The 21,486-nt window shown below is 72.9% G+C and carries 22 protein-coding genes and 1 pseudogene; 9 read left to right on the top strand and 14 right to left on the bottom strand.

What is annotated here, in order from left to right; genetic code table 11:
* Nucleotides 1–59: 59 nt before the first annotated feature.
* From AOQ37_RS22550 to AOQ37_RS22540, 3 genes are all read right to left on the bottom strand, one after another.
* Nucleotides 60–1,085, bottom strand: a complete 1,026-nt coding sequence (locus tag AOQ37_RS22550) for a 6-phosphofructokinase (protein WP_062646407.1) — start codon at nucleotides 1,083–1,085, stop codon at nucleotides 60–62.
* A 216-nt stretch (nucleotides 1,086–1,301) separates the two neighbouring features.
* Entirely contained in the window at nucleotides 1,302–2,030 is a 729-nt protein-coding gene (locus tag AOQ37_RS22545; RefSeq protein WP_062646406.1) for a type 1 glutamine amidotransferase, read from the bottom strand.
* Nucleotides 2,031–2,047: 17 nt separating this feature from the next.
* Nucleotides 2,048–3,286 (bottom strand): MurT ligase domain-containing protein, encoded by a 1,239-nt coding sequence (locus AOQ37_RS22540; protein ID WP_062646405.1) that lies wholly within the window; start codon nucleotides 3,284–3,286, stop codon nucleotides 2,048–2,050.
* Between the two features lie 158 nt (nucleotides 3,287–3,444).
* Here AOQ37_RS22540 and def point away from each other — a divergent pair, with 158 nt between their 5' ends.
* Nucleotides 3,445–4,002, top strand: coding sequence for a peptide deformylase (gene def, locus AOQ37_RS22535; RefSeq protein ID WP_062646404.1), 558 nt, complete (start codon nucleotides 3,445–3,447; stop codon nucleotides 4,000–4,002).
* Between the two features lie 109 nt (nucleotides 4,003–4,111).
* Here the strand turns inward: def and AOQ37_RS22530 are convergent, their stop codons facing one another.
* Complete coding sequence (locus AOQ37_RS22530) at nucleotides 4,112–4,753, bottom strand: TetR/AcrR family transcriptional regulator (protein WP_020131608.1); 642 nt, start codon at nucleotides 4,751–4,753, stop codon at nucleotides 4,112–4,114.
* Nucleotides 4,754–4,930: 177 nt separating this feature from the next.
* Here AOQ37_RS22530 and AOQ37_RS22525 point away from each other — a divergent pair, with 177 nt between their 5' ends.
* Together AOQ37_RS22525 and AOQ37_RS22520 are read left to right on the top strand one after the other, a co-directional pair.
* On the top strand, nucleotides 4,931–6,157 hold the full coding sequence (locus tag AOQ37_RS22525; protein ID WP_062646403.1) for an acyl-CoA dehydrogenase family protein: 1,227 nt from the start codon (nucleotides 4,931–4,933) through the stop codon (nucleotides 6,155–6,157).
* A gap of 128 nt (nucleotides 6,158–6,285) precedes the next feature.
* A complete protein-coding gene (locus AOQ37_RS22520) occupies nucleotides 6,286–6,963 on the top strand; it encodes a hypothetical protein (protein ID WP_062646402.1) in 678 nt (225 codons plus the stop codon).
* Nucleotides 6,964–6,991: 28 nt separating this feature from the next.
* Here AOQ37_RS22520 and AOQ37_RS22515 read toward each other — a convergent pair whose 3' ends face one another.
* From AOQ37_RS22515 to AOQ37_RS22495, 5 genes are all read right to left on the bottom strand, one after another.
* Nucleotides 6,992–7,228, bottom strand: a complete 237-nt coding sequence (locus tag AOQ37_RS22515; protein ID WP_062646401.1) for a DUF6213 family protein — start codon at nucleotides 7,226–7,228, stop codon at nucleotides 6,992–6,994.
* A 25-nt stretch (nucleotides 7,229–7,253) separates the two neighbouring features.
* Nucleotides 7,254–8,639, bottom strand: coding sequence for an NADP-dependent succinic semialdehyde dehydrogenase (locus tag AOQ37_RS22510; RefSeq protein WP_062646400.1), 1,386 nt, complete (start codon nucleotides 8,637–8,639; stop codon nucleotides 7,254–7,256).
* Nucleotides 8,640–8,716: 77 nt separating this feature from the next.
* On the bottom strand, nucleotides 8,717–9,190 hold the full coding sequence (locus tag AOQ37_RS22505; protein WP_062646399.1) for an NUDIX hydrolase: 474 nt from the start codon (nucleotides 9,188–9,190) through the stop codon (nucleotides 8,717–8,719).
* Nucleotides 9,187–10,725 (bottom strand): ATP-dependent DNA ligase, encoded by a 1,539-nt coding sequence (locus AOQ37_RS22500; protein ID WP_062646398.1) that lies wholly within the window; start codon nucleotides 10,723–10,725, stop codon nucleotides 9,187–9,189. Before AOQ37_RS22500 ends, AOQ37_RS22505 begins: the two co-directional genes overlap by 4 nt.
* 143 nt (nucleotides 10,726–10,868) lie before the next feature.
* Entirely contained in the window at nucleotides 10,869–11,816 is a 948-nt protein-coding gene (locus AOQ37_RS22495) for an NAD(P)/FAD-dependent oxidoreductase (protein WP_107085272.1), read from the bottom strand.
* A gap of 70 nt (nucleotides 11,817–11,886) precedes the next feature.
* Between AOQ37_RS22495 and AOQ37_RS22490 the strand changes: the two genes are divergently transcribed.
* The 6 genes from AOQ37_RS22490 to AOQ37_RS22465 all read left to right on the top strand — a co-directional run bounded on the left by AOQ37_RS22490 (nucleotide 11,887) and on the right by AOQ37_RS22465 (nucleotide 17,149).
* Nucleotides 11,887–12,462, top strand: a complete 576-nt coding sequence (locus tag AOQ37_RS22490; protein ID WP_062646397.1) for a helix-turn-helix domain-containing protein — start codon at nucleotides 11,887–11,889, stop codon at nucleotides 12,460–12,462.
* A 112-nt stretch (nucleotides 12,463–12,574) separates the two neighbouring features.
* Entirely contained in the window at nucleotides 12,575–13,546 is a 972-nt protein-coding gene (locus AOQ37_RS22485) for an NADPH:quinone oxidoreductase family protein (protein ID WP_062646396.1), read from the top strand.
* Nucleotides 13,543–14,727, top strand: coding sequence for an acyl-CoA dehydrogenase family protein (locus tag AOQ37_RS22480; protein WP_062646395.1), 1,185 nt, complete (start codon nucleotides 13,543–13,545; stop codon nucleotides 14,725–14,727). The genes AOQ37_RS22485 and AOQ37_RS22480 overlap by 4 nt, the downstream gene beginning before the upstream one ends.
* On the top strand, nucleotides 14,724–15,806 hold the full coding sequence (locus tag AOQ37_RS22475; protein ID WP_062646394.1) for an acyl-CoA dehydrogenase family protein: 1,083 nt from the start codon (nucleotides 14,724–14,726) through the stop codon (nucleotides 15,804–15,806). Before AOQ37_RS22480 ends, AOQ37_RS22475 begins: the two co-directional genes overlap by 4 nt.
* A 171-nt stretch (nucleotides 15,807–15,977) precedes the next feature.
* The gene (locus tag AOQ37_RS22470) at nucleotides 15,978–16,838 is read left to right on the top strand and encodes a phosphatidylinositol-specific phospholipase C/glycerophosphodiester phosphodiesterase family protein (RefSeq protein WP_062646393.1); all 861 of its coding nucleotides are present in this window, start codon (nucleotides 15,978–15,980) and stop codon (nucleotides 16,836–16,838) included.
* 116 nt (nucleotides 16,839–16,954) lie between these two features.
* Nucleotides 16,955–17,149, top strand: coding sequence for a hypothetical protein (locus AOQ37_RS22465; RefSeq protein WP_028807141.1), 195 nt, complete (start codon nucleotides 16,955–16,957; stop codon nucleotides 17,147–17,149).
* Nucleotides 17,150–17,180: 31 nt separating this feature from the next.
* Here AOQ37_RS22465 and AOQ37_RS22460 read toward each other — a convergent pair whose 3' ends face one another.
* From AOQ37_RS22460 to cbiQ, 5 genes and pseudogenes are all read right to left on the bottom strand, one after another.
* Entirely contained in the window at nucleotides 17,181–18,410 is a 1,230-nt protein-coding gene (locus AOQ37_RS22460; protein WP_062646392.1) for a phosphodiester glycosidase family protein, read from the bottom strand.
* Nucleotides 18,411–18,608: 198 nt separating this feature from the next.
* Nucleotides 18,609–19,121, bottom strand: a pseudogene (locus AOQ37_RS22455) (nucleotide triphosphate diphosphatase NUDT15); the annotation flags it as partial.
* A gap of 132 nt (nucleotides 19,122–19,253) precedes the next feature.
* The gene (locus tag AOQ37_RS22450) at nucleotides 19,254–19,706 is read right to left on the bottom strand and encodes a carboxymuconolactone decarboxylase family protein (protein ID WP_234436984.1); all 453 of its coding nucleotides are present in this window, start codon (nucleotides 19,704–19,706) and stop codon (nucleotides 19,254–19,256) included.
* Between the two features lie 143 nt (nucleotides 19,707–19,849).
* Nucleotides 19,850–20,725, bottom strand: coding sequence for an energy-coupling factor ABC transporter ATP-binding protein (locus tag AOQ37_RS22445; protein ID WP_062646390.1), 876 nt, complete (start codon nucleotides 20,723–20,725; stop codon nucleotides 19,850–19,852).
* Nucleotides 20,725–21,483 (bottom strand): cobalt ECF transporter T component CbiQ, encoded by a 759-nt coding sequence (cbiQ, locus tag AOQ37_RS22440; RefSeq protein WP_062646389.1) that lies wholly within the window; start codon nucleotides 21,481–21,483, stop codon nucleotides 20,725–20,727. The genes AOQ37_RS22445 and cbiQ overlap by 1 nt, the downstream gene beginning before the upstream one ends.
* Nucleotides 21,484–21,486 lie beyond the last annotated feature (3 nt).

Below are 21,486 nucleotides of genomic sequence, written 5' to 3'. Positions count from 1 at the left end.
AAGCCCCCGGCGACCTCCGTCACCGGGGGCGACCCGCGGGACCCGAGCCCGCCGGACGGCTAGAGCACCGTCTCCGCCTCCGCGTACCGGTCCTCGGGAACCGTCTTCAGCGTCGCGACCGCGTCCGCCAGCGGCGCCATCACGATGTCCGTCCCCCGCAGGGCCGTCATCTTGCCGAACTCGCCCCGGTGCACCGCCTCCACCGCGTGCCAGCCGAACCGCGTGGCGAGCACCCGGTCGTACGCCGTCGGCGTGCCGCCGCGCTGCACATGGCCCAGGATGACCGGCCGGGCCTCCTTGCCGAGCCGGGACTCCAGCTCGATGGAGAGCTGCCGGGCGATCCCGGCGAACCGCTCGTGCCCGTAGATGTCCTTCGCGCCCTCGTCGAAGGCCATGCTGCCGGCCTTGGGCTTCGCGCCCTCCGCCGCGACGACGATCGCGAACCGCTTGCCCGCCTCGAACCGCTCGCCGACCCGGCGGGCCAGCTCCTCGATGTCGAAGGGCCGTTCCGGTACGACGATGGCGTGGGCGCCGGCCGCCATCCCGGACTGAAGAGCTATCCAGCCGGTGTGCCGTCCCATGACCTCGACGACGAGCACCCGCTGGTGGGACTCGGCGGTGGTCTTCAGCCGGTCCAGCGCGTCGGTCGCGACACCGACCGCGGTGTCGAAGCCGAAGGTGACGTCGGTGACGGCGATGTCGTTGTCGATGGTCTTCGGCACGCCCACGATGGGCAGCCCGCTGTCGTACATCAGCTTGGCCGCCTTGAGCGTGCCCTCACCCCCGATGGGGATGATCGCGTCGAGGCCGAGTTCCGCGACATGGCCCCGGGCCCGCTCCACGCCGTCCCGCAGATGCGAGGGCTGGACCCGGGAGGAGCCGAGGATCGTGCCGCCGCGGGCGAGGATGCCGCCCACCGCGTCGAGGTCGAGCTTGAGGTAGTCGCACTCCAGGAGGCCCTTCCAGCCGTCCCGGAAGCCGATGACCTCGTCGCCGTGGTCGGCCACGGCGCGGTGCACGACGGACCGGATGACGGCGTTCAGGCCGGGGCAGTCGCCGCCGGACGTGAGGACACCAATGCGCATAGCCCGAAACAACCTTCTCCAGTGTGGGCCGGTCCGGACCACACTGTCCGGCTCGAATCCCCGCCACCCTAGCGGCAGGAGGGGGCGGGGCCGAAGCATGCGTCCGCCTGCTGGACGTGCCTGCTCACCTGTGCGGATGCACCGTCAGACGGGCTGCTGACGTCACCCTGACCATCAGGTGAACACACGGTCGTCCGGACGGCCGCACCACCGTGCCTACGCGGGCTGCTGAGCGGCGCTGATGCGCTCGTTGCGGAGCGCCTCGTACCAGTGGTCGTCGATCGGCGGCAGCGCGTTCACGTCGAGGGCCAGCTTCAGCAGCAGGTCCGCGATCAGCGGGTTGCGGGCGAGCACGGGGCCGTGCATGTAGGTGCCGAACACGGTGTCGTTGTACGCGCCCTCGGTGCCGTCGCCGGTGCCGTTGCCCTTGCCGAGCGAGACGCGGGCGAGCGGACGGGCGGTCGGACCGAGGTGGGTGACGCCCTGGTGGTTCTCGAAGCCGGTCAGCGGGGGCAGACCGAGCCGCGGGTCGATGTCCCCGAGGACGTCGCCGACGCACCGCTCGCCCTCGCCGCGCGTCGTCGTCACGTCCAGCAGACCGAGACCGGGCTCACGCTGGCCGAGGTCGTTCACGAACTCGTGGCCCAGGATCTGGTAGCCGGCACACACCGCGAAGACGATCGCGCCGTTCTGCACCGCCTGGTACAGGTGCCCGTCCCGGCGCAGTCGCTCCGCCGCGAGCCGCTGCGGACGGTCCTCGCCGCCCCCGATGAGGTAGATGTCGCCGGAGGTCGGGATCGGCTGGTCGCTGCGCACGTCGAGACGCGCCACGTCGAGACCGCGCTGCCGCGCGCGGCGCTCCACGACGAGGGCGTTGCCCTGGTCGCCGTAGGTGCTCAGCAGGTCCGGGTAGATCCACACCAGCCGCAGTTGGTTGTCGCTCATGGAAACGTCCTTCGGGGTCAGTTGCCGACGCGGCGGCGCAGGTCCTGGAACGCGGTGTAGTTCGCGATGACCTCGATCCGGCCCGGCGGCGCCTGCTGCACGGCCTGGTCGAGGTTCTCGCACACCTGGAAGTGCTGGTTGGCGACCTCCAGGCGCACCGCGAGGTCCAGCTTGCGGTCACCCACGACGAAGATCGGGTGGCCGGTCAGACGCGTGTAGTCGACGTCCCACAGCCAGGAGGTGTCGGTGCCGTCGGCCCCGCGCGCGTTCACCGAGAGGATCACCGGGGTGGGCGGCGGATCGATCAGGCTGAAGGTCTCGAGCCAGCCCGCCGGGTTCTTCGCGAGCAGCAGCCGCAGGTCACGCCCCTGGAACTGGACGACGTCGTAGCGCCCGGCGACGGCCTGCACCGCGTACATCCGCTCCAGCGCCACCTGCGGCGGCACCCCGAAGACGGCGGCCACGGCGGCCGAGGAGGCGGCGTTGGCCTTGTTGGCGCGGCCCGGCAGCTGGAGGTGGATCGGCCAGGCCGACCCGTGCGGGTCGAGGACGTGGTCCCCGGACAGCGCCCAGCTCGGCGTCGGACGCCGGAATCCGCACTCGCCGCAGAACCAGTCGTCGCCGGGCCGCTGCATCACACCGCCGCAGGACGGGCACGACCAGGCGTCGTCCTTCCACATCTGCCCGGCGGCGACCCAGATCACGTTGGGGGAGGAGGACGCGGCCCACACCACGAGCGGGTCGTCGGCGTTCGCGACCACGACCGCCTTGGAACCGGCGAGCCCCTCGCGCCAGTTCTCCGCGAGCATGCGGGTCTCGGCCGCGCGGTCCAGCTGGTCGCGGGAGAGGTTGAGCAGCGCGATGCACTTGGGGGAGGTGTCCCGGGCCACACCCGCGAGGTACTTCTCGTCGACCTCGATGACGCCGTACTTCGCCTCCGACCCGCCCGCGAGGGCCGAGGTGATGCCGGCCGGCATGTTGGCGCCGAGCGCGTTGGACACGACCGGCCCGGCGGCGCGCAGGGCCTCGGCGATCAGCCGGGTGGTGGTGGTCTTGCCGTTGGTCGCCGAGACGAGGATGACGTCCAGGTTCTGGGCGAGCCGGGCGAGAAGGTCGGGGTCGAGCTTGAGCGCCACCCGGCCGCCGATCACCGAACCGCTGCCGCGCCCCGCGGCGCGCGACGCCGCCGCGACCGCTTTGCCGGCGGTCACGGCGATCTTGGCCCGCGGCGTGAGCGGGTCCGAGTTGCCTGCCATCAGTTCTCGATCCTCCTTGCGTACGCGCCGCGCCTCTGCCGTACGGCAACGTGGTGAGTGGTCAGCCTATCGAGATCCATTCGCACTCCCGAATCCCGGCACCACCTCACGCCCGTGAGCGGCATGCGCGTGTCAGAAAGGACCGTACCCTTGCCATCATGCGACACGGCTCCATCCCGGGCGCCCGCGGGCGCGTCCGGCCCCTCTCCCTGCTCGGTGACCCCGTCCTGCACACCCGGTGCGAGGACGTCACCGACTTCGGCCCCGAACTCGCCCGGCTCGTCGAGGACATGTTCGCCACGATGTACGCGGCCCAGGGTGTGGGACTCGCCGCGAACCAGGTGGGCGTGCCGCTGAGGGTCTTCGTCTACGACTGCCCCGACGACGAGGACGTCCGTCACCTGGGCCATGTGGTGAACCCCCGGCTGGTACGGGCGGACGGCATCGTCCTGCGCGGCCCGGAGGGCTGTCTGTCGCTGCCGGGCCTGGAGGCGGGGACGGAGCGTCACGACCACGCGGTGGTCGAGGGGTTCACGGTGACGGGCGAGCCGGTCACCGTGCACGGCACGGGATTCTTTGCCAGATGCTTGCAGCACGAGGCGGACCACCTGGAGGGCACGGTGTACGCGGACCGCGTGACCGGCTGGCGCGGGAGGAGGCTCTCGCGCAGGGCCGCACGGGCCTCCTGGAGCCGGACGGCCGGTCCGGCCGCCTGAGCCCGCGGGGCGGTGTCCCCGGGCGGCCGCGCGGGGTGGCGGGAGCGGCCGCGTGCGTCTTCCGCCCGGCAGGCGAGGGGCGGAGACTTCCGGGCCCGGCGGGCGGGGGTCAGAACCCGGGGCCGCCGAGCTTGTCCCCTGCCGCCGCGAGGCGGCCCCACAGCAGATCGGCCAGGCTCCGCACCAGCTCCGCACGGGTGCAGGGCCGCTCGCCCAGCCACCAGTCCCCGGCCGCGTGCATCATGCCGACGATCCCGTGTCCCCACACCCGGGCCAGCTGCTGACTCCCGGGTCCGAGGTCCACCCGGTCCTCGATGACCTGGGCCAGCTCCTCGCCCATCCGCCGGAGCAGCGGCGCCGAGTGCTTGCCCACGTCGAAACCCTGCTCGCCGGGCGACCCGTCCGAGGGGTGCATCAGGAACCGGTAGACCTGGGGCCGGGCCTCGATCGCCGCGAGGTAGGTGTCCAGCGTGGCCTCCACCCGTTCGCGCCGCTCGGCGGGCGCGTCCAGCGCGGCCCGCAGCGAGTCCAGCAGCGCGTCCGTGTGCCGTTTGGCGAGCGCGGCGTAGAGTCCGCCCTTGTCACCGAAGTGCCGGTAGAGGATCGGTTTGGTGATGCCCGCCTCCGCCGCGATCGCGTTCATCGAGGCCTGCGGGCCGTCGCGCAGCACCACCCGGTCGGCGGCCTCCAGCAGCTCGCGCCTTCGGCGGTCGGCGGACCGCTGCTGCTCGGTCCGCTGTGTGGTGTCCATGAGCTCTCCCCACCCGTGCTGATTCGGTGACGCCTGCGCAAACTAACACCTGGCAGCAGCCTGACATCGAACGGGCCGGGCGGCTCCCGGGCCGTGAGCAGGAGTTGACTTTTCCTACCGACCGGTAACAGACTCGCGTTACCGCTAGTAACACGCACGTTCCGCCCTGGAGGGGACATGGCCGAGTTCACCATGGAGCTCAACGACGAACAGAAGGAGGTCCGGGACTGGCTGCACGGCTTCGCGGCCGACGTCATCCGCCCCGCGGCCGCCGAATGGGACGAGCGTGAGGAGACTCCCTGGCCGGTCATCCAGGAGGCCGCGAAGGTCGGGATCTACTCGCTCGACTTCTACGCGCAGCAGTACTTCGACCCCACCGGCCTCGGTATCCCGATGGCCATGGAGGAGCTGTTCTGGGGCGACGCGGGCATCGCCCTGTCGATCGTGGGCACCGGCCTCGCCGCCGTCGGCGTGCTCGCCAACGGGACCGAGGAGCAGATCGGCACCTGGATCCCGCAGATGTACGGCGACGCCAGTGACGTGAAGGTGGCCGCCTTCTGCTCCTCCGAGCCCGACGCGGGCTCCGACGTCGCCTCGCTGCGGACGCGGGCCGTCTACGACGAGGCCAAGGACGAGTGGGTGCTCAACGGCACCAAGACCTGGGCGACCAACGGCGGCATCGCCAACGTCCACGTGGTCGTCGCGGCCGTGGACGCCGAGCTCGGTTCGAAGGGGCACGCCTCCTTCATCGTCCCGCCGGGCACCCCGGGCCTCGCCCAGGGCCAGAAGTTCAAGAAGCACGGCATCCGCGCCTCGCACACCGCCGAGGTGATCCTCGACAACGTGCGGATCCCCGGCTCCTGCCTCCTCGGCGGCAAGGAGAAGCTGGACGAGCGGCTGGCGCGGGCCCGCGAGCGGGCGAGGACCGGTGGCGAGCGGGTGAAGAACGCGGCGATGGCGACCTTCGAGGCCTCGCGGCCGGCGGTCGGCGCCATGGCCGTCGGCACGGCCCGCGCCGCGTACGAGGTGGCCCTCGACTACGCCAAGACCCGTGAGCAGTTCGGCCGCCCGATCATCGACAACCAGGGCGTCGCCTTCCAGCTCGCGGACATGCGCACGCAGATCGACGCGGCCCGGCTGCTGGTCTGGCGCGCGTCCTGGATGGCGGTCAACGGCAAGCCGTTCACCGCCGCCGAGGGCTCGATGTCGAAGCTGTACGCCAGCGAGACGGCGAAGACGGTCACCGCGCAGGCGATCCAGATCCTCGGCGGCAACGGCTACACCAGGGAGTACCCGGTGGAGCGCATGCACCGCGACGCGGCCATCTACACGATCTTCGAGGGAACCAGCGAGATCCAGCGCCTGGTGATCGCCCGCACCCTGTCGGGGATGCCGATCCGCTGAAGCGCCGGACGGCGGCGTGTTCCGGCCCTCCGGGAGGACCCCCGGAGGGCCGCCGGTGTTCCAGGACTCCCCACTTGACCTCGCACAAGGGATGATTCACTCTTCAACGGAACAGTCCTGGGGGGACCATGAGCAACGCATTCACGCCACCGCCGATGCCCGGCTACGGCCCGCAGTTCCCGCCTCCGCCGCCCCCGCCGCCCCGCAGGTCCACCACGGTCCTCGTCGCCGCGGCCGCGGCCGTGGTCGCGGCGGTCCTGGCGTCCGCCGTCACGGTGACCGTCACCGGCGACGACGGTGACGGGGCCGCGGAGGCCGCGCCCACCGTCACCGTCACCGAGACGGAGTTCGCGGGCGGTACCGACGCGGCCGCCGGGACGGACACCGGCGACGAACCGGCGGCGGAGGAGACCGAGGACGGCGCCTACACGCTCTCGGACACCGTCGTCTACGACAACGAGGTGGAGATCAGCCTGTCGAAGTTCTCCCGGAGCGTCTCCCACGACTACGCGTCCCCCGAGAACACGCCCTACGTCAAGTTCACGATCAAGGTCGTCAACAGCTCGAAGACCACCTTCGACGCCACCAGCATGACCGTGAACTGCGCCTACGGCGACGAGGGCAAGGAGGCCGAGGCCATCTTCGACGACGGTCTCGACGGCACCCCCGACACCAGCGTCCTGGCCGGCCGCTCGCTGTCGTTCGCCTGGGGATGCGAACTCCCCAAGACCGCCAGGTACCTCCAGGTCGAGGTGGCGCCCGACTACGACTCCGAGACGTCCATCTTCGCGGGCAACGTGAAATAGCGCGCGGGGGCGCCCTCGGGGGCGCCCCCTACGGCGTACCTCCGCTGCTGTGCGCGATGCACGCCACATCGATCCGGTCGGCCAGCTTGGCGAGCTCGATGGTCAACGCGGCGACGGTGTCCTCGTCCAGCCCGTCCGCTCCGGCCTCGACGAGATGCAGCCACCGACCGCCCAACGTGCGGAGCAGCTTGCTCACGTCGGCCGCGGCCACCTGCAAGGTCCCGCGGTCATCGACGATCAGAGGCAGAGTCACTTCGCGGTTCACATCCGGGATCGTAGCCGCGCGACGCTCACGCACCGTGCCAAACCGTGGTGATGTTGCAGAACTCCCGGATTCCGTGCCCGGACAGCTCACGGCCGTACCCGGACCGCTTCACCCCGCCGAACGGGAACCCCGGATGGGACGCGGTCATCCCGTTGAAGTACACCCCACCGGCCTCCAGATCCCGTACGAAACGGTCGACCTCGGCCTCGTCCCGGGTCCACACGTTGGAACTCAGGCCGAACGGGGAGTCGTTGGCGATGAGCACCGCCTCGTCCAGGTCGGCCGCCCGGTACAGCGTCGCGACCGGACCGAACGCCTCCTCCCGGTGGATGCGCATCTCGCGGGTGATCCCGGAGAGCACGGTCGGCGGGTAGTACCAGCCCGGCCCGTCGGGCCGTTCGCCCCCGCACAGGACGGCGGCGCCGCCACGCCGCGCGTCGTCCACCAGTTCCTCCAGGTCCGCCCGCCCCTGCTCGCTCGCCAGCGGCCCGACCTCGGTCTCCTCCTCCAGCGGGTCGCCGACCTTCAGCGCCGCCATGCCCGCGACGAACCGCTCGGTGAACGCGTCGTACACGTCCGTGTGAACGATGAACCGCTTGGCGGCGATGCACGACTGCCCGTTGTTCTGCACCCGGGCGGTCACCGCCACCCGCGCGGCCCGGTCGACGTCCGCCGACGGCATCACCACGTACGGGTCGCTGCCGCCCAGCTCCAGCACCGTCTTCTTGATCATCTCCCCGGCGGTGGCGGCGACCGCCCGCCCGGCCGGCTCGCTCCCGGTCAGGGTCGCCGCCTTGACCCGCTCGTCGCGCAGGATCTCGTCGACCGCGCCGGAGCCGACGAGCAGCGTCTGGAAACAGCCCTCGGTGAAACCGGCCCGGTGGAACAGGTCCTCCAGGTACAGGGCGGTCTGCGGCACGTTCGAGGCGTGCTTGAGCAGGCCCACGTTGCCCGCCATCAGGGCCGGCGCGGCGAAGCGGACCACCTGCCACAGCGGGAAGTTCCACGGCATCACCGCGAGCACCGGGCCCAGCGGCCGGTAACGGACCAGGGCGCGCGCCGCGCCGGAGTCCTTCACGTCGGCGGCGGACGGATCCTCGTCGGCGAGCAGCTCCGCCGCGTGCTCCGCGTACCAGCGCATCGCCTTGGCGCACTTCGCCGCCTCCGCGCGCGCCTGCTTCACCGGCTTTCCCATCTCGGTGGTCATCACCCGGCCGATCTCCGCCCGGTCCTCCTCGAGGAGGTCGGCGGCCCGGCCGAGGAGGCGGGCGCGCTCGGCGAACGCAGTCGTCCGGTACGTGCGGAACGTGGCCTCCGCGAGCTGGAGCCGCCGCTCCACCTCCTCCTCGCCCATGGCCTCGTACGTCCGAAGCGTCTCGCCGTTCGCCGGGTTCACCGTCGCGATGGGCATGACCGACCTCCTGAAGAGCTGAACCGTGCTTCGACCTTCCCGCGCCGGACCCCGGGCCGCAACGCGTGCGCATCCGCTCAGGACGAGTGCTCCGCCAGCCGGTCGAGAAACGCGGCCTGTGCCGTGACGATCAGCTCGCGGGCCCGGCCGAGCCCGAACCAGGCCACCCGGTCCAGCTCCGGGAACTCCTCGGTCAGGCCGGACCTCGGCGGCCACTCCATGGTGAACGTGCCCGGGGTGATCGCCGCCGGGTCGAGGTCCGCCTCGATCGCCCAGGCGGTGACGATCTTGCCGTTCTTCTGCCGGACCTCGCCGAGATCGATCGCCTCGCCGTCGGGCGGCGGCAGGCCCAGCTCCTCCCGGAACTCGCGGCGGGCCGCCTCCCAGGCCGGTTCGTCGGGCTCGTACTCGCCCTTCGGGACGGTCCACGCCCCGGCGTCCCTCCTCGCGAAGTACGGTCCGCCCATATGGCCCAGCAACACCTGAGGGCCGTCGGCGGTGTGCCGGAACAACAGCAGGCCCGCGCTGCGCTTCGGCGTGGCGGGGGTCAAGGGCGCACCTCCGGGTGGGCGGCGAGGAGGGTCTCCACCGTGTCCGCCTCCTCCGGGCGTTTGTCCTCGCGGTAGCGCAGGACGCGGGCGAAGCGGAGCGTGACACCGGCCGGGTAGCGGGTGGAGCGCTGGAGACCGTCGTAGGCGATCTCCACGACGAGTTCGGGGCGCACGGTCACCACGTACCCGCTCTCCTCGACGGCCAGTTCCCTCAGGCGTTCCGTCTGCCAGGTGAGCAGGGCGTCGGTCAGGCCCTTGAAGGTCTTGCCGAGCATGGCGAAGCCGCCGTCCGCGGTGCGGGCGCCGAGGTGCAGGTTGGAGAGCTTGCCGGTGCGCCGTCCGTGGCCCCACTCGGCGGCCAGCACCACCAGGTCGAGCGTGTGCACGGGCTTGACCTTCAGCCAGGAGGCGCCGCGCCGGCCCGCGCTGTACGGCGCGTCGAGGGCCTTCACCACCACGCCCTCATGACCGCGCAGCAGGGTCTGCCTCGAGAACTCCTCGGCGGCCGCGGCGTCCTCGGGGCCGGACACGACCGTGCGGCGCACCCGCATCGGCTCGGGCACCAGCCGGTCCAGCTCCGCGTGCCGTTCGGCGAAGGGCAGGTCGAGCAGGTCCCGGCCGTCCACGGAGAGCACGTCGAAGAAGACGGGGGCGACGGGGACCGCCTCGGCGGCCGCCGTCACATCCACCCGGGAGCCGACCCGGCCGGCCGTCTCCTGGAAGGAGCGCGGGCGGCCCGTCTCGTCGAAGGCGAGGACCTCGCCGTCCAGGATGAACCGCGATCCCGTCAACCGCCTTGCCGCGTCCGTCACTTCGGGCAGCCGGTCGGTGATGTCGTCGAGGGTGCGGGTGTAGAGGCGGACGTCGTCGCCGTCGCGGTGCACCTGGACGCGGATGCCGTCCAGTTTCTCCTCCACCGCGCAGACGCCGAGCTTGCCGACCGCCTCGGTCACGGTGGACGCGGTGTGCGCGAGCATCGGCAGCACCGGGCGGCCGACGGTGAGCCGGAACTCCTCCAGCGCCGCCGGCCCGTCCGCGAGCAGCGCCTGTGCCACCGTCCGCAGCGACCCGGCCAGCATCACCGCCCGGCGGACGTCCGTGGCGGGCGCCCCGGTCGCCTGTGCCAGGCCCTCCACCGCGACGGCGTCCAGCGCGCCCTGCCGGACCTCGCCGGTGAGGAGACCGAGCAGGAAGCGCTGTTCGTCGGCGGTGGCCGCGCCCATCAACTCACCGACCAGGCGCGTCCGTTCGGCCTGCGAGCCGGTGCCCGACACCGTGCCCAGCTCGGTGAGCCGGGCGTCCACCTCCCGCACGGTGAGGGTGGGCCCGTCGGCCGGGGCGACCGGCCGGCTCAGCACCTTCCAGCCGACGCCCAGCCGGCCCTGGGGGAGCCGTCCGGCCAGATAGGGGATGACGATCGGTACGTCGTCCGGCTCCGCTTCCCGGAAGAGTCCGGCGAGCAGGGCGATCTTGCGGGAGCGGGCCGAGGTGGCGGCGACCTCGCGGGACACGTCGGCGAGCCGGGTCAACAGCATGCAGCCATGGTGCGGCGCGCTCCGCTGTTTTACACGCCGGGGAGCGGGTCGCTTGTCGTCCGCGGACGCGTCGTGGCTGGTCGCACGGTTCCCCGTGCCTCTCGGGGGCGCTGCCGAACCGCGGCCCGACGGGCCTGGACCGCTCAGCGGACGGCCGTCGCGTCGAGGTCCGCCATCAGGAGCTCCCCGTTGATGGCGGCCCCGGCCCGGTAGCCGCGGCTGGCCGCGTTCACGACCTGCTCGGCGAAGCCGGAGGCGTTGCCGGCGGCCCACAGGCCGGGCACGGTCGTCAGGCCCCGCCCGTCGACCACGGGGTAGGTCCCGAAGGGGGTCTCGCTCATCTCGGCGCCCAGCCGGGCGAGCAGGTCCGTCCGCGGTACCGCCCGGGGCGCCACGAACACCACCTCCCGCTCGTACACCCGCCCGCCTCGGAGCCGGACCCCGGTGAGCCGGTCGTCCTCGACGGTCAGCCCGGCCACCTCGCCGGGGACCACCCGCACCCCGGCCGCGGCCAGCCTGCGCAGGTCCTCGCCGGTCAGCTCCGCCTCGGCGACCGTGTGCAGGAAGAGGGTCACGTCCTTGGACCACTGGGACACCATCAGGGCCTGGTGGACGCTCGTCGCGGTGCTGGCGAGCACGCCGAAGGCCTGGTCGCGGACCTCCCAGCCGTGGCAGTAGGGGCAGTGGAGCACGTCCCGGCCGAAGCGCTCGGCGAGGCCGGGGACCGGCGGCAGCTCGTCCTTCAGGCCGGTCGCCACGACCAACTGCCGGGCCCGCACGGTCCGGCCTCCCGCGAGCCGTACGGCGAAGCCCTCGTCCCGGGTGACGTCCACCGCCCGGTCGCGGACCAGCTCCACGCCGTAGCGCTCGATCTCCTCGCGGCCGACGGCGAGGAACTCGGCGGGTGACATGCCGTCCCGCGACAGATAGCCCTGCATGTGGGCGGCGGGCGCGTTGCGCGGCTCACCCGCGTCGACGACCAGGGTGCGGCGCCTGGCCCGGCCCAGGACGAGCGCCGCGGACAGGCCGGCGGCGCCCCCGCCGACCACGATCACTTCGAAATCCTCGGTCTTCTCGGTCACGGTGACCACCTCCGCGACCACGGTCGCCGGGACCCTCCGGTATTGACAAACATATTTGCCGCTTCGGCAATATGGAGGCATGACGACCGATGAGGTACTCGCGGAGGTCGGACCGAGGCTGCGGCGGCTCCGCAAGGAGCGGGAGGTGACGCTGGCGGCGCTGTCGGAGTCCACCGGCATCTCCGTCAGCACGCTCTCGCGGCTGGAGTCCGGGCTGCGCAAGCCCAGCCTGGAACTGCTGCTGCCGATCGCCCAGGCCCACCAGGTGCCGCTGGACGAGCTGGTCGGGGCGCCACGGGCGGACGATCCGCGGGTGCGGGCGGCCAAGCCGATCGTGCGGCACGGGCGCACCTTCTGGCCACTCACCCGCCAGCCCGGCGGACTCCAGGCCTTCAAGGTGCTGGTGCCCCGCAGCGACGAGGAGCCGGTGCTGCGCACCCACGAGGGCTACGAATGGCTGTACGTGATGTCCGGGCGGCTTCGGGTGGTCCTCGCGGACCACGACGTGGTGATGACGGCGGGCGAGGCCGCGGAGTTCGACACGCGCCTGCCGCACTGGTTCGGGTCGACGGGGGAGGGGCCGGCCGAGTTCCTGAGCCTGTTCGGGCCACAGGGGGAGCGGATGCATGTTCGAGCGAGGCCGCGGCAGGGGTGACGGAGGCGACTCCTGGACCGCCGCCTGTTCCCTCATGGCAAGCGACCGCTTAGTATGCGGATCGGGCCGGTCGGAACGCCGGTCGGACGACGCAGTCCCGTGGAGGCTCCGCATGCAGGCATGGCAGGTGCACGAGAACGGCGAGCCGAGCGAGGTGATGCGGCTCGAGGACGTGGAGCGGCCCACGCCCGGCGAGGGTCAGGTCCTGCTCAGGGTGCGTGCCGCGAACATCAACTTCCCGGACGTGCTGATGGTCCGGGGGCACTACCAGGTGCGGCCCCCGCTGCCCTTCACGCCGGGCGTGGAGATCTGCGGCGAGACCGAGGACGGCCGTCGCGTGATCGCCAACCCGGCCCTGCCGTACGGCGGTTTCGCCGAGTACGCCGTCGCCGACGCGGCCGCCCTGCTGCCCGCGCCCGGGTCGCTGGACGACGCCGAGGCCGCCGCGCTGCACATCGGCTACCAGACCGGCTGGTTCGGCCTGCACCGCAGGGCGCACCTGGAGGCCGGCGAGACCCTGCTCGTCCACGCTGCCGCCGGAGGGGTCGGCAGCGCGGCCGTGCAGCTCGGGAAGGCGGCGGGCGCGACCGTCATCGGCGTCGTGGGCGGCCCCGAGAAGGCCGCCGTGGCCCGGGAGCTGGGCTGCGACCTGGTCATCGACCGGCGGGCCGAGGACGTCGTGGGCGCCGTGAAGGAGGCCACCGGCGGCCGGGGCGCCGACGTGATCTACGACCCCGTCGGCGGCGAGGCCTACACCCAGTCCGCCAAGGTCGCCGCCTTCGAGGGCCGCATCGTGATCGTCGGCTTCGCGAGCGGGACCATCCCGAACCCGGCGCTCAACCACGCCCTCGTCAAGAACTACTCGATCCTCGGCCTGCACTGGGGCCTGTACAACACCAAGAACCCGAAGCTGGTCCAGCACTGCCACGAGCAGCTCACCGAGCTGGCCGCCCGGGGCGCGATCAAGCCGCTGGTCAGTGAGCGCGTACCGCTCGGCGAGGCGGCGGCCGCCGTCCAGCGGGTCGGCGACGGCGTCACCACCGGCCGGGTCGCCGTCGTACCGCAGAACGGAGCCACCGCATGACCGACGCAGCCGAACTGAGGCGCCGCACGGCGGAGTTGCTGGCCGCCGAGCCGCCCGCCGACACCGATCCGGCGGACTTCCTCAAGGCCCGCTTCGACGCGGGACTCGCCTGGGTGCACTACCCCGAGGGGCTCGGCGGGCTGGGCGCGCCCCGCTCCCTCCAGGCCGTCGTGGACGCCGAACTGGCGGCCGCGGGCGCCCCCGACAACGACCCGCGACGCATCGGCATCGGCCTCGGCATGGCCGCGCCGACGATCCTGCGCTACGGCACCGAGGAGCAGAAGCAACGGTTCCTGCGCCCCCTGTGGGTGGGCGAGGAGGTCTGGTGCCAGCTGTTCAGCGAGCCCGGCGCCGGCTCCGACCTGGCCGCGCTCGGCACCCGCGCCGTCCGTCAGGACGACGGAGACTGGGTCGTCAACGGGCAGAAGGTGTGGACGTCCAGCGCCCATGTCGCCCGCTGGGCCATCCTCATCGCCCGCACCGACCCGGACGTGCCCAAGCACGCGGGCATCACCTACTTCCTCTGCGACATGACGGACCCCGGCGTCGAGGTCCGCCCGCTGCGCCAGATCACCGGCGAGGCCGAGTTCAACGAGGTGTTCCTCACCGACGTCCGCATCCCCGACTCCCGCCGCCTCGGCGACATCGGTGACGGCTGGCGGGTCGCGCAGACCACGCTGAACAACGAACGCGTCGCCATCGGCGGCATGCGGCTGCCCCGTGAGGGCGGCATGATCGGCCCGGTCTCGAAGACCTGGCGCGAGCGGCCCGAACTGCGCACCCACGATCTCCACCAGCGGCTCCTGAAGCTCTGGGTCGAGGCCGAGGCCGCCCGTCTCACCGGCGAACGCCTGCGCCAGCAGCTCGCCGTCGGCCAACCCGGCTACGAGGGCTCCGGCATGAAGCTCGCGTTCGCCCGCCTCAACCAGGAGATCAGCGGCCTCGAGGTCGAACTCCTCGGCGCGGAGGGCCTGTTGTACGACGACTGGACCATGCGCCGCCCGGAGCTGGTGGACTTCACCGGCCGCGAGGCCGGATACCGCTACCTCCGCTCCAAGGGCAACAGCATCGAGGGCGGGACCAGCGAGGTCCTGCTGAACATCGTCGCCGAACGCGTCCTGGGCCTGCCGTCCGAGCCGCGCACCGACAAGGACGTCGCCTGGAAGGACCTGGCCCGATGAGCGCACAGCCCGATCTTCTCTACTCCGAGGAGGAAGAGGCGCTGCGCGCCGCCGTCCGCGACCTGCTCGCCGACCACGGCGACGCGGCCCGGGTCATCGCGCGCACCGAGTCCGACGCGCCGCACGACCTCGCGGCCTGGAAGGCGCTCTCCGACGGCATGGGACTCGCGGGCCTGCTGGTGCCCGAGGCACTGGGCGGCCAGGGCGCCGGCCACCGCGAAGCCGCCGTGGTGCTGGAGGAGTTGGGGCGCGCCGTCGCCCCGGTGCCCTATCTGACCAGTGCCGTCGTCGCCACCGAGGCGCTGCTGGCCGTCGGGGACGAGGAACTGCTCGGCCGCCTGGCGTCCGGGCGGACGATCGGCGCGACCGCGGTCGGACTGCACACCGCGCCGGGAGCCGCCGTGCGCACCGTGCACGTCGAAGGGGGCCTGCTGCGGGGCGAGTTGCCGGGCATCGCGGACGCGGCCGTCGCCGACGTGCTGCTCGTGCCCGCGGACGACGGCGGGCTGTACGCGGTGGACACGGCCGCCGTGACCGTCACCCCGCAGGTGTCCCTCGACCTCACCCGTCCGCTCGCCACGGTCACCTTCGCCGACGCTCCCGGCCGCCGCCTCGGTGACGCGGAACCCGCGCTGCGCCGCGCGCTGCGGGCCGGTGCGGGACTGCTCGCCTCGGAGCAACTCGGTCTCGCGGACTGGGCGTTGAACGAGACCGTGCGCTATCTGAAGGAGCGCAAGCAGTTCAACCGGCCCGTCGGCGGCTTCCAGGCGATCAAGCACCGGCTGGCCCAGCTCTGGCTGGAGGTCGTCAACCTGCGGGCCGTCGCCCGGGGCGCGGCCGACGCGCTGACGCGGGGTGAGGACGCCGACATCGCGGTGGCCGTCGCCCAGGCCTACGCGGCCGGGGTCGCCGTGCACGCCGCCGAGGAGGCGCTCCAGTTGCACGCCGGCATCGGCATGACGTGGGAGCACCCGGTGCACCTGTATCTCAAGCGGGCCAAGGCCGACTCGATCGCCTACGGCAGCGCGGGCGCCCACCGGGCCGCCCTGGCCGAACTCGTCGATCTGCGGGCCCCCTGACCGCATCCCGGTGAAGCCCGCCCCACCCGGGGCGGGCTTCTTCGTGCGCCTGGCCGGAAGGAGTGAACAAGCGACGGCGGTCCGGCCAACTCCTGCCATGTACAAGTTCGTTGCCGCTCCGGCGGCCTCATACTCCCTGTGGTCCCGACCCGCCCCACAGGGAGGAACGACATGTCCCTCGTCACCCGCCGCAGAGTCCTCACCGGTCTCGGCGCCACCGTCGCCGCGGTGCTCGCCCCGCCCGCCGGCAGCGCGTTCGCCGACGGACAGCGGCACGGCCCCCGCCCGCTGTGGCGCGCCCACGCCCACAACGACTACGAGCACCCCCGGCCCCTCCTCGACGCCCTCGACCACCGCTTCGGCAGCGTGGAGGCGGACATCTTCCTCGTGGACGGCCGGCTCCTCGTCGCCCACTCGGCGGACCAGCTCGACCCCACCCGCACCCTGGAGTCGCTCTATCTCGCCCCGCTCGCCGCCCGCGTGCGGGCTCGGCACGGCTCGGTGTACCGGGGGCACCGGCGGCCCCTTCAGCTGCTCATCGACATCAAGACCGAGGGTTCCTCGACATATCGGGAACTCGACCGTCAACTCAAGCGCTACAACGGCCTGTTCACCACCTACGCGCATGGCCGCATCCACCCCGGACCGGTGACCGCGGTCATCTCCGGCGACCGCGCGGCCCGTACGCCGATGGAGGCGCAGACCGTCCGCCGGGCCTTCTACGACGGCCGACTCGCCGACCTCGGCACCTCCACCTCCTCGTTCGCCTCGCTGATCAGCGACAACTGGACGCTCAACTTCACCTGGCTCGGCGTCGGGGCCTTCCCCGAGGCGGAGCGGCAGAAGCTGCGGACCATCGTCGGCACGGCCCACGCGCGCGGGCAGCGGGTGCGGTTCTGGGCCACGCCCGACCTCGCGGGCCCCGCCCGGGACGCCCTGTGGGCCGAACTCCTCGCCGCCGACGTCGACTACCTCAACACGGACGACCTCGCGGGTCTGGAGGCGTTCCTCGACGCGCACCGGGCGGCGTAGCGGCACCGCCGGACACCACTCGTTCGGCGGACAGGTCAGCTGCCCGGACGAACCCTCCCTTACGCCACACTTGCGGCCGAACGCCGTGAGAACGGACGTGTCGGAGGAGGTTCACGGTGGCCATTTCGATTTCCGCGGTGCTGTTGCTGCTGGTCCTGGCGGTGATCTTCATGCGCAACGGCGGACTGAAGGTCTCGCACGGTCTCGTCTGCCTGCTGCTCGGGTTCCTCCTGGCGGGCACGGGCGTGGCCCCCACCATCCACAGCGGCCTCACGGCCACGGCCGACATCGTCGGCAGTCTTCGACCGTGAGGCCGCTGCGGGGACGCGTCTGACCCGGCGCCTAGCGGGTGAAGACCCCGATGCCGTTCGGCACCGGGCGCTCGTACCCGTCGGACGGGTGGTTGCGCACCGTCACCTTGGTGGCGCCCGCGGGACGGGCCACCAGGGTGGACGAGCCGCCGCCGTCCAGGCTGAAGCCCTCGGTCGCGCCGAGGCTCTTCAGGGCGGCGGCGACCTCGGCGATCGTCAGGCCCCTGCGGTAGGCGGTGGCGCCGTCCAGTGCGAACAGGTACACCCGCTTCCCGCCGTCGCCGATGCCCACGGCCGTACGCACCGCCGAGACCGACCTGTCCAGACCGGCCAGCGGCTGGGCGCCCGACAGGATCGGGTAGCCGCCCACGGCGAAGCTGTACGCGGACTTCGACGCGGCCGTCAGCCCGTAGCGCACCGCCACCGCCTGGCCCTTGACGAGCTTCCTCAGACGCGCGGCCCCCGCCTCCCGCCCGACGAGGACCGTGGTGCCGGCCGCGATGGTGCCGCTGCCGGGCGCGGTCGACGTGGACACCACCCGGCCCTTCCGCACGGTCACCTCGTACGTGCCGGTGCTGCACGCCGCGGCGCGTTCGGTGTCCGTGCCGCAGGTGGCCCGCTTGCGCGAGACGCTGCCCCAGTCCGAGGTGTACGCGCCGATGGAGTTCTCCGCCAGCGCGTACTGGTTGACGCCGCCCAGCGGCAGCCGCCGCCCTCGGATGCTGACCGTCGCGTTGAGGGAGAGGCTGTCCAACCGGGCCCTGCCGTCGGTGCCGACACCGACCACGGCCCTGGTGTTCGTGCCCGGCGGCAGCGCGGGCCCGAACCGTTGCCCGTTCGGGACCGCGCCCTTGAGCGCCTTCCCGTTCACGACCGCCGGCCCCACGCTCGCCCCGGTCGCCGCGACGCCCGGGTGCTGCGTCTCACTGATGTTGAAGAAGTCGCCGTTGATGCCGGCGACGGCCTTCTGGCTGTTCGCAAGCGAGGAGACTGCCGCGCGGGACGCGACCGCCCCCGGGTACAACAGCCCGAGGCGCACATGGGTGTTGCCGAGGTCCACGCTGAGCACATGCACATGCGTCGTCCCGGCGGCCGCCGACAGGTCGTACTGGCGGTACGCCACGCCCGCCGCCACGGTGGTCCAGGTCGCCGCCTCGGCCGGGGCCGCCCCCGCGAGAGCCGCGCCGGCCACGGTGCCGAGCGCGACGAGCAGCGTCACCGGCTTTCTGCGCACCCCGTACCGCTTCTGATGTCGTGTCACGGACCCCCCTGGGTAGTTTGGGCCGCAACTTTCTCATGACCTGCGGGAACTCCCGCCAGGGGGGTGGGCGGGAAGACCACGGGATCGGGTGAGAAAACGCACGATTCCGGGTGGCTTGCACGGCCGTTCGGCCGCGTGGCCCGACGCGTTGTGCTAGTCGCGCGCCCGAGCGGACGGGCCCGGGGGGATCCGGCGGGATCAGCCGCTGTCCCCGCGCATCGGCCGGTCGTACGCGGCGAACCGGGCGAACGGGGTGAAGTGGGCCGGGGCGTGATCGATCGGCAGTTCGGGGCGCCAGACGGTGAGGGACTGGGCGCTGCACTCGAACAGTGGCTGCGGCAGCCGCTCCAGGGAGTACCAGCGCCAGTCGCCGACGCTCTCGCCGGGCTGGTCGGCCGGCTCGCCGGTCCAGTGGGTGACGACGGCGCCGACGGTCATTCGCACGACACCCCCGACCTGGTCGAGCAGGGTGCCCAGCAGGCGTACGTCCGCCGGGTCGGCCCGCAGCCCCGTCTCCTCGCGCAGCTCGCGCACCACCGTCTCCTGGAGCGACTCCCCGGGCTCCACCGTTCCTCCGGGCAGCTCCCAGGTCCCCCGGCGATGACGGCCCAGCAGCAGTCCGCGGGGACCGTACAGGATGGCGCCGACGCCGAGCGCCGCGTGCGCGACGGGCGGCCGACCGGTGCGCGGGCGGGCGGCGACCCGCGACGGGTGCGGGGCCGGGTGGCCGGCGTCGGCGGACTCCGGGCCGTCGGGGGCGACGGGTCGGGGCATGGGCGCTTCCTCCAGGGGTGGTGCGGGGCGGTGCCGTCGGTGCCCGGGTGCCGGGCCGGCCGGTCGTCGCTAGTGGACCGGGTGCTTGCTCAGAATGGACACCCGGTTGAAGGCGTTGATGGTGACCGCCACCCAGATCACCGCCGCTGTCTGATCGTCCGTGAGGACCTCCAGCGCTTCGGCGTACGCGGCCTCCTGCGCCCCGGCGTCGGACGGCACGGTGGTCGCCTCGGCCAGCGCCAGGGCGGCGCGCTCCAGGGGGCTGAAGAGGCCGGTGTCCCGCCAGGCCGCGAGGACACCCAGCCGCCGGGTGTCCTCACCCGCGCGCAGCGCGGCCCTGGTGTGCACGTCGAGGCAGAACGCGCAGCCGTTGAGCTGCGAGACGCGCAGATTGATCAGTTCCACGACGGTGCGGTCCAGACCGGCGTCGGCGGCGGTCGCCCGCACGGCCTCGGATGTCTGGACCAACGCGTGGTAGGCCTTGGGGCTCTGCTTGTCTATGTAGATCCGTCGAGTCGTCACAGTCGAACATCCAAGCACCGCCGCCGGACGCCCTCTCCGTCACCTCGTCTCTCCGTCACCTTGTCTCTCACGTCACCTCGTTTCCCACCTCGTGCACCCGCTTCGTCTCCCCGGGGTGCCGGTGCCGGTGGGGGTGCCGGTGCTCAGGGGCTCTCGCCGCCCGCGCCGACCGGCTCCGGTCCGTCGGGCGCGGCGGTCAGCGCGGCGAGTTCCGCCGCGGTGCGCGGACCTTTCGCGGGGTCGCCCAACAGCCCCTGGGCGTGCAGCAGCCGGGCGGCGGCGACCCCCCAGGGCAGCCGCAGGCCCGCCTGGTGGAGGAGGTCCGCGCGCGCGAGCGTCGAGGCGACGGGACCGGTGCGCGCGCCGGACGGGGTGAGCAGGGTCGCCTCGTCCGCCCAGCGCAGCGCGAGGTCGACGTCGTGCGTGGCCATGACCACGGTCGTGCCGGACGCGCGCAGCCGGCCGAGGATCGCGAGCAGCCGTTCCTGGCCGTCGGGGTCGAGCCCGGCCGTGGGCTCGTCGAGGATCAGCACCCGGGGCCGCATCGCGACGGCGCCGGCGATCGCGGTGCGCTTGCGCTGCCCGTAGGAGAGCAGATGGGTGGGGCGGTCGGCCAGCGCGGTGATGTCCAGGGCGGCGAGCGCCTCCCCGGTCCGGGCCCGTACCTCCGTGTCGGTCAGACCGAGGTTCAGCGGTCCGAACGACACGTCCTGGGCGACGGACGCGGCGAACAGCTGGTCGTCCGGGTCCTGGACCACCAGCTGCACCGTCGTGCGCAGCCGGGTCAGCCCCTTGCGGTCGTACCGCACCGGGTGTCCCTCGACCCACAACTCGCCCTCGTCCGGCCGCAGTCCACCGCTCAGCAGGCGCATCAGCGTGGTCTTGCCGCTGCCGTTGCGGCCCAGCAGGGCGAGCGCGCGCCCCGCGTGGACCTCGAAGTCCAGGCCGCTGAGCACGGCCGGGCCGTCCTCGTAGGCGAAGGAGGCGCCCCGCAGGGCGAGCAGTGCGGGCTCGCTCATCACAGCGGCCTTTCCAGTACGGATCGCAGGACGAAGGTGAGGGCGGCCAGGGCCGCGAGGAGGGCGGCGCCGGCGGCCGTGAAGCGGACGGAGACCCGGGCCTCGGGCACCAGGACGCGCAGGGTGCCGTCGTAGCCGCGTCCGGCGAGCCCGTCCTGGAGCCGCGCCGCCCGGTCGAAGGCACGGACGAACGCGGTGGCGCCGAGCCCGGCCAGCGAACGCCACTCCGCGGCCCGGGTGCTGTGCCCGAGCCGGGCCGCCTGGGCTTCCCGGATCCGGCGCACGGAGTCGAGCAGCAGGAAGCTCATGCGGTACGTCACGAGCGCGACGTCCACGACGGGCGCGGGCACCCCGGCCCTGACCAGGCGGGGCAGCAGGTCGGACATCGGGGTGGTGAACGCCAGGAGCAGGACACCCAGGGAGGCCGCGGAGGTGCGCAGCAGCAGTTCCCCGGCGCGCACCGGACCGCCGTCGGCCAGGGCGACGAAGTGGTCCGGGGCACCGACCTGGACGAGCAGGGGGAGCGCGCCGGTCACACAGAAGCCCAGCGGGACCCGGTAGGCGCGCCACAGCCGCCGGGCGGGCACGCCCGCCGGCCCCAGCATGACGACGAGCGCCGTCACCAGGACCAGGGCCGCGCCGGGCCACGGCGGCAGCGAGATGGCGAGCACGGTCAGACCGAGGCCCAGCACGGCCTTGTCCACGGGATGGCGGTGGCGCCAGCGGCTGCTGTGCGCCGCCGCGTCGATCGGCAGCACGCG

The organism is Streptomyces maremycinicus, from assembly GCF_001184025.1.
Taxonomy (GTDB): domain Bacteria; phylum Actinomycetota; class Actinomycetes; order Streptomycetales; family Streptomycetaceae; genus Streptomyces; species Streptomyces maremycinicus.
This window is presented reverse-complemented; position numbering and strand designations above follow the sequence as displayed.